We start from the raw sequence: 7176 nt of genomic DNA, 5'->3' as shown, positions 1-7176 counted from the left end.
GGACGAGGGACGAGGCCAAGCAGGACATCTTCAAGTACATAGAGCTCTATTACAATAGGGTGCGCATGCATTCCACCCTGGGCTACATGTCTCCAGTGGAATACGAGCGGCAATACGCTTGAGGATCATTAAAAGAAAGTCCAGTTTATCCTTCCCACTCCAAGTAGTCGCTATTTATTCAGTCCAAGTTTCGGGGCGCAGTTCACAGGCACCTTTGTGGTGGTTTTTGTTTTAGGCCGAGGGGAAGGCTTTGGTGAGACCGGCGCGCGTTTGCGTGTCGGTCTTTTGGTAGATGGAGCTCAGGTGGCGCTGTACCATACGCATCGAGATACCGAGTTCCTCGGCAACCTGCTTGAGCGGGCGTTCATCCTGGGTCACGGCTATGAGCACGTCGACTTCGCGCGGGGTGAGAGCGTGATCGGTGATGAAGGCCTGACGCTGATCCTCGATGGTGGGGGCGGCGAGTGCTTCTTCTACCAGCTGCTCGCGCTCGCGCTCCTGCTCGGTTTGGGGTAGGCGGAACAGGCCGGCTGCCACGAATACCGCACAGGCGGCGACGAGCAAAACGAGCGCGCCGATCATAATGAGGGCAACGTTATCCGAGGTCACGAGAGCAAGTGAGATGCCCGATGTGGTGAAAGCGCATACATTGTTGACGGCGCGGCCCATGCCAGCCCAAAGGGCGGGCGCATGCATGCGCGGTGCCAGCTGTGTAAAGGTGGCGGTAAAGAACGTGACGAAAAAGCCCGAGCTCAGGTAAAAGACGACAAGGCCCAGGTTGGGATCGGCGCCGGCCTCCACGGCCAGGATGGAAATGGTCGAGAGCACGGCGATGCCGAGCATGACAAGTCCCATGTAGCGGCGCTCGGCAAGATCAAAGATAACACCGGCGGCAAGGCCGCTTGCCGCCAAAAAGAGGCGCGGCCAGGCTTGCACGGCAATGGTGCCGTGGGCGTTGGAGAGTGTGACCACGTTGTCGAGGGTCGAGAACAAGCAGGCAAGAATCATGACGAGCGCGATGCTCCAGCATGCCTGTTTGGCGAGGGCATGAGAGGGCTCAACAAAGGGATTGATGGCAGGCCTTTCGGGGGGCGCGCTTGGCAATCGCATGCTCGTTGCCTTTTGCGCTGGCAGGTGCGCCACATGAGAATTTGTGTCCCGGGATCCGGATATCTTCCCGTAACATGGTGTTACAGAAGCACCCCTTACGACAAGGAGGCTCATATGCGAAAGCAAATCCATGACAACCCAATCGACCACGGCTGCTCGTGCGCGCTCTCCCACGGAACGTGGCGACGTGTGGGCGCCAAGCTTGCCTGCGCGGGGGCCTGCGCACTCATGGCCGGCCAGCTGCTGCTACCGAGCGTGGCGCTCGCCGCCGACTGGGTCAACGTCGGCGGCACGCAGTACAACAAGGGCGCGGTTGCCGGCGACGAGGCCGGAACGTGGTCCTGGGACGGCGCCGACGACATGAAGCTCAACGGCTACGACGGTGCCGGCATCAGCGCTCAGGGCAACCTCACCATCGATGTGACGGGCACCAACACCATCACGGCCGATGCCGGTCAGAGCGCTATTGCTGTCAAGAACGGAAACCTTGCCATTACCGGCGATGGCACCCTTAATGCGACGGCTCAGACCGATGTGATTGCGGCAGAAGGCGACGGCAATGCGGGTGGCGATGTGACCATCAGCGGCGCCAACGTCAACGTGACGGCTTCGGGCGCAGTGAACAAAGCGACGGGCATTCGCGCGACGGCCGGCAGCGTGACGATCGATAAGGGCGCCGATGTCAAAATCGAGGCGAAATCGGCGGAGGGGTCTTGGCGTCCAGCGGAGGGCATCTACGGTATCTTTGCCGATAACGTTCCCAACAGACATACTGCTCAGGAAGGCGAGCAGGAAGAACCGGATTATGTCTCCGTGCACGGGGGCGACGTCACGATCGATGCCGCCAATCTGTCAATCAAGACAGCCGATGCCTGGCAGGTTTCTGCGTGCATCAATACGGTCGGTATCAAAAAGAATACCCTCATGAAAATCGTCAACGGAGCCGATGTCGCGCTTTCCGCCGGCAGTGCGGCTTCGCTCTCGGCGGGCATCAGCGCACGTTCGCAAAGCGGTGCGGTGTGGATGCTTGTCGAGGAGTCGAATCTTACGTCTCGAAGCCTGTCTGCTGCAAACGGCATCGATGCCGCCCGCAATCAAAGTTTTGGAATCATGGCAGATGCAAACACCGGGTCGGAAACGCCTCGTATCAAGATTCGCAAATCGAAGATTGAGGCTTCGGGTGCGACTGCGGGAATCTATGCGATCAACTGCAACGTCGCGACTGCGACGCTGTTCCGTGCTGCAATGATTGATTTGAGCTGGGGCGAGTCGCGCGGGAACGCGATGATTACGACTCCGACGGATGGTGCCGTGCGCGATGTGAAAAAGGTTGTTGATACGGGGAAATGGCCGAGCTCCCAGAACGGGCAGGTCGTCGGTGTTGCCGGTTCGTCTGCTATTACGGATATCGTCGGTTCTGCCGAGGTCGCCCATGATGTAGTGATTGATTTTGGAGACGGACAGGAGCCGGAGCCGACGCCGGGGCCTGAGCCGACGCCGGAGCCCGATCCCGACCCCATACCCAATCCCGAGCAGAAGCCTGGCCTCAAGCCCGTAGACAAGGACGTAAAGACCACCACGGCGGTCACCAAGACCGTTACGACCAAGACTGTCGCCGGCGCCAAAAACGCTTCCGGTGTTCTGGCTGCCACAGGCGACAACGCCGCGACGGCGGCGGCCGCCCTCGGCATCGCCGGTGCGTCCGTCATCGGCGCCGGCTTCGTCGCGTCCAAGCGCCGCGACCGCTAGCGCAAGCTTCTGCAACATAAAACAGCGGAGGTACCCCTTACGACAAGGAGGCTCACATGCGAAAGCAAATCCATGACAACCCAATCGACCACGGCCGCGCGTGCGCTCTCTCCCACGGAACGTGGCGTCGCGTGGGCGCCAAGCTCGCCTGCGCGGGGGCTTGTGCGCTCATGGTCGGTCAGCTGCTGCTACCCAGCGTGGCGCTCGCCGCCAAATGGGTCAACGTTGGCGGCACGCAGTACAACAAGGGCGCCGGCGACGAGGCCGGAACGTGGTCCTGGGACGGCGCCGACGACATGAAGCTCAATGGCTACAACGGCGCCGGTATCAGCGCTCAGGGCAACCTCAATATCGGCGTGACGGGCACCAACACCGTAACGGCCGATTCCTTGCAGAGCGCTATCGAGGTCAAGGACGGCAACCTTGCCATCACGGGGGAGGGAACCCTCAACGCGACGGCCGAACCACAGAAGAGCAGGAGCGCTGTTAAGGTCGAGTGCGGTAGCCTCGCCATCTCGGGCGACGTGACTCTCAACGCGACGGCCGGGACCGATACGATAGCGGTTTCGGGGGACGGTAAGGCCGGCGGCGACGTGGACATCCGCGGTGCCAACGTTAACGTGACGGCAACGAACAAAGTGCCTCATACCATCGGCATTCATACGCGGGCAGGCAACATAACCATTAACGAGGGCGCCGACGTCCACGTCGAGGCGGAGGCGAATGGGGGCTCAATGCCGTTGCAGTCTATGCCGAAAACATCTCCTCCGAGCATGGAGGCTGCATCGCGGTGGATAACGCAAAATTAGATGCGGCGGCGCGTAATGCAAACATGTTGTCGGTCGCCCTGTATTCGTTCGGGGGTAAGGATACATATTTGAGTATTACCAACGGGGCGGATGTTACGCTCGTGGCGAGTGATAGTGTCGAGGTTTTGGATGGTGTTTGGATGCGTGCGCAGGACGGCGTGTCGCGGGTGCTCGTCGAGAATTCGAGCCTTACAGTTCGATGCGGTAACGGAACTGGCCACAGTCGTAAACATGGCTACGGAATATATTCCCAGTCCGGCTCCCAGTCCGCCATCCCTCGAATTGACATCATTAATTCAAATGTTGAGGTGTCGGGTAATGCAGCGGCAATCTACGCTGTCAATCAAGGTGATGCAGCCTCTTGTCTCTCAATTGATGGCGGATCGGTAGTTACGACTCCCGCCGGCGGCACTGTGCGAGAAACTACGGGAAACGGACTCGTCATCGGTGTACCCGGGTCGTCTGTCATCCAGGACATTAGAACTTCCGACGAGGTCGCCCGCAGCGTGGTAATCAGCTCCGGAGATGCGGTCGAACCCGAGCCCACTCCGCAGCCTGAGCCAACCCCGGCCCCCACGCCACAGCCGGGCGGCGGCAGCGGGACCGCCGTGCCGTCCGTGACGCCGACTCAGGCGAGTTTCACGGCTGCTGCCTCCAAGCCGGCCGCGAAGGCCACCGCTGCCCAGAAGTCCGTGGGCACTCTGGCCGCCACGGGCGACAACGCCGCGACGGCGGCCGCCGCCCTTGGCATCGCCGGCGCAACCGTTGCCGCTGCCGGCATCGCCGCAACCAAGCGCCGCAAGCGCTAGGCTTTTGGTGGCAGCGCCCATTCTTGGCTTTTACAAAATCTCAATCTGTAACACCAAACCTGATAGTTGGGCTCTAGGTGTTACAGATTGAGACGAACTGTTCAGCCGCTAACCTAACGTCTCGATCTGTAACACGTGGCGAGGAATTTGGTCTCTAACTGTTACAGATTGAGACAAACGTCGGAATCGGTTCGCCGACCAGGCCCCCAACCACCACAAAGGTGCCTGTCCCCATCGTGGTGGTGGGACGGCCGGCATAGAAAAAGTCCCCGCCGAGCGTGTGCTCGACAGGGACTTTGCCGTTTAATGGCTAGCGCTGAGGGTGATTACTCGCCCAGCAGGCTTTTGGTGATGGAAGCGGCGGCCTTCTTGCCAGCGCCCATCGCCAGAATGACCGTAGCGGCACCGGTGACGATGTCGCCGCCGGCCCAGATGCGGGGATCGGTGGTCTGGCCGGTCTCCTCGTCGGCGACGATGTAGCCCCACTTGTTGAGCTCCATCTTGCCGCCGATCTTCTTTGCGAAGGGGTTGGCGTTGGTGCCGATAGCCGAGATCGCGACGTCGCAGGGGATCTCCTCGATGGCGCCCTCGATGGGCACCGGGCGACGACGGCCGGACTCGTCGGGCTCGCCGAGCTCCATCTTCTGGACCTTGACGGCGCACACGGAGCCGTCTTCGCCAGCGACAAACTCGAGCGGGGAAACGAGCGGCAGAACCTCGACGCCCTCGGCCTTGGCGTGGTGCAGCTCGGCACGACGGCAGGGCATCTCGTCCTCGGTACGGCGGTAAGCGATGATGGCGTGCTCGGCGCCCAGACGCTTGGCGGTACGGACGGCGTCCATAGCCACGTTGCCGCCGCCAAAGACGACGACGTTCTTGCCGTGCTTGGTGGGGGTGTCGTACTCGGGGAACTTGTTGGCCTTCATCAGGTTCACGCGGGTGAGGTACTCGTTTGCGAAGAAGACGTTGGGCAGGTTCTCGCCGGGGACGTTGAGGAACTTGGGCAGGCCAGCGCCGGTCGCCACGTAGATGGCGTCGAAGCCCTGCTCGAACAGCTCCTCGGCCGTGGCCATGTTGCCCACGACGGAGTTGTACTCAAACTTGACGCCCATGTCCTCCAGGCCGTCAATCTCGCGCTTGACGACCGCCTTGGGCAGACGGAACTCGGGGATGCCGTAGACCAGCACGCCGCCGCCGGTGAAGAAGGCCTCGAAGACGGTAACGTCAAAGCCGTTACGGGCGAGCTCGCCGGCGCAGGTGATGCCGGACGGGCCGGAGCCGACGACGGCGACCTTCTTGCCGTTCTTGGGGGCCATCTTGGGCGTGGAGGCGAGCTCGGGGCGATCACCCAGGAAGCGCTCGAGCTGGCCGATGGCCACGGGCTCGGACTTCTTACCACGGATGCACTTGCCCTCGCACTGGTTCTCCTGCGGGCAGACGCGGCCGCAGATGGCGGGAAGCATGGAGTCCTCGCGGATGGTATCGAGAGCGCCGCCGAAGTCCTTCGCGCGGATCTGCTCGATAAAGCGGGGAATGTTGATGTTGACGGGGCAGCCCTCAACACAGAACGGCTTCTTGCAGTTGAGGCAGCGCTCGGCCTCGGCCAGCGCCATCTCCTCGGTGAAGCCCTTGTCGACGGGGCGGAAGTCGCAGGCGCGCTCGGCAGCCGGCTCCTCGTTATCGGGGGTGCGGGGCGACTTCATATCGGCAACGAAACGACCGTTAACTAGTGGCATGCGCAGCTCTTTTCCTCATAGGCCTTGAGGGACTCGCCCTCTTCGGAACGGTAAGCGGCCTGGCGGGCACGAAGGTCATCCCAGTCGACCAGGGTGGCATCGAAGTCGGGGCCGTCGACGCAAGCGAACTTGGTCACGCCGCCCACCTCGACGCGGCAGCAGCCGCACATGCCGGTGCCGTCAACCATGATGGGGTTGAGCGACGCGGTGATGGGGGTGTCGTACTTCTGGGCGGTGAGGGTCGAGAACTTCATCATCGGAACGGGGCCGACGCAGAAGACCTGGCTCACGGCCTTGTCCTGCAGCAGGCGCTCCAGCGGAGCGGTGACAACGCCCTGCTCGCCGTAGGAGCCGTCATCGGTGGTGATATGGATGTGGTCCTCGTCGAGGAGCTCGCGGAACTGGTCCTCCATGAGCAGGAGGTCCTTGGTGCGGGCGCCCATGATGGCGTGCACCTCGTGTCCGGTCTCGACCAGGTGCTTGGCGACCGGGAAGGCAATTGCCAGGCCGACGCCGCCGCCAATGACGGCGCAGGGGCCCTCGGCCATCTCGGTGGGAACGCCCAGCGGGCCCACGACGTCGCGCAGCGACTCGCCGGCCTCGTAGGTGGAAAGCATCTCGGTGGTCTTGCCGATCACCATGAAGATGAACTCGACCCAGCCCTCGTCACCGTTCCAGCCGGCCAGGGTAAACGGGACGCGCTCGCCCGTCTCGTTGGCGCGAACCATGAGGAACTGTCCAGCGTGCGCATGCTTGGCGATTGCAGGCGCCTCGATGCGGAACTTGAACACCTTCTCCGAGAACTGCGTCTTCTCCAGGATCTTATACATAGAACCCCTCTCTTGTTAGGGCCGCCGAACCGTGCCTCCACGGAAATGGACGGTAGCCCGAATAAAACCGTACGCGCACAGGCGTTGTGCAGACATACGGTGCAAATTATACCCTCATGGACATGTCACTTAC

At 61.8% G+C, this 7176-nt stretch carries 7 protein-coding genes; 4 read left to right on the top strand and 3 right to left on the bottom strand.

Annotation, left to right across the window (positions count from 1 at the left end; all coding sequences use genetic code 11):
• The coding region (locus AAAX34_RS07455; RefSeq protein ID WP_349110092.1) for an IS3 family transposase at positions 1-122 on the top strand (122 nt) is incomplete at its 5' end.
• Between the two features lie 109 nt (positions 123-231).
• Here AAAX34_RS07455 and AAAX34_RS07450 read toward each other — a convergent pair.
• Entirely contained in the window at positions 232-1110 is an 879-nt protein-coding gene (locus AAAX34_RS07450) for a helix-turn-helix domain-containing protein (RefSeq protein WP_349110673.1), read from the bottom strand.
• Between the two features lie 114 nt (positions 1111-1224).
• Here AAAX34_RS07450 and AAAX34_RS07445 point away from each other — a divergent pair, with 114 nt between their 5' ends.
• From AAAX34_RS07445 to AAAX34_RS07435, 3 genes are all read left to right on the top strand, one after another.
• Entirely contained in the window at positions 1225-2859 is a 1635-nt protein-coding gene (locus tag AAAX34_RS07445) for an LPXTG cell wall anchor domain-containing protein (RefSeq protein ID WP_349110672.1), read from the top strand.
• A 56-nt stretch (positions 2860-2915) separates the two neighbouring features.
• Complete coding sequence (locus AAAX34_RS07440) at positions 2916-3668, top strand: hypothetical protein (RefSeq protein ID WP_349110671.1); 753 nt, start codon at positions 2916-2918, stop codon at positions 3666-3668.
• A 68-nt stretch (positions 3669-3736) separates the two neighbouring features.
• Positions 3737-4477, top strand: coding sequence for an LPXTG cell wall anchor domain-containing protein (locus tag AAAX34_RS07435; RefSeq protein ID WP_349110670.1), 741 nt, complete (start codon positions 3737-3739; stop codon positions 4475-4477).
• Between the two features lie 326 nt (positions 4478-4803).
• On the opposite strand, the gene gltA is transcribed toward AAAX34_RS07435, so the two are convergent.
• Both gltA and AAAX34_RS07425 read right to left on the bottom strand, forming a co-directional pair.
• Complete coding sequence (gene gltA / locus AAAX34_RS07430; protein ID WP_022094914.1) at positions 4804-6213, bottom strand: NADPH-dependent glutamate synthase; 1410 nt, start codon at positions 6211-6213, stop codon at positions 4804-4806.
• Positions 6204-7043, bottom strand: a complete 840-nt coding sequence (locus AAAX34_RS07425; protein WP_006235793.1) for a sulfide/dihydroorotate dehydrogenase-like FAD/NAD-binding protein — start codon at positions 7041-7043, stop codon at positions 6204-6206. Before AAAX34_RS07425 ends, gltA begins: the two co-directional genes overlap by 10 nt.
• Between the last annotated feature and the right edge of the window lie 133 nt (positions 7044-7176).

The sequence above is a fragment of the Collinsella sp. CLA-ER-H4 genome, assembly GCF_040092395.1.
Taxonomy (GTDB): Bacteria; Actinomycetota; Coriobacteriia; order Coriobacteriales; family Coriobacteriaceae; genus Collinsella.
Note: the sequence above shows the minus strand (reverse complement) of the source record. Positions and strands in the feature narration are given on the sequence as shown.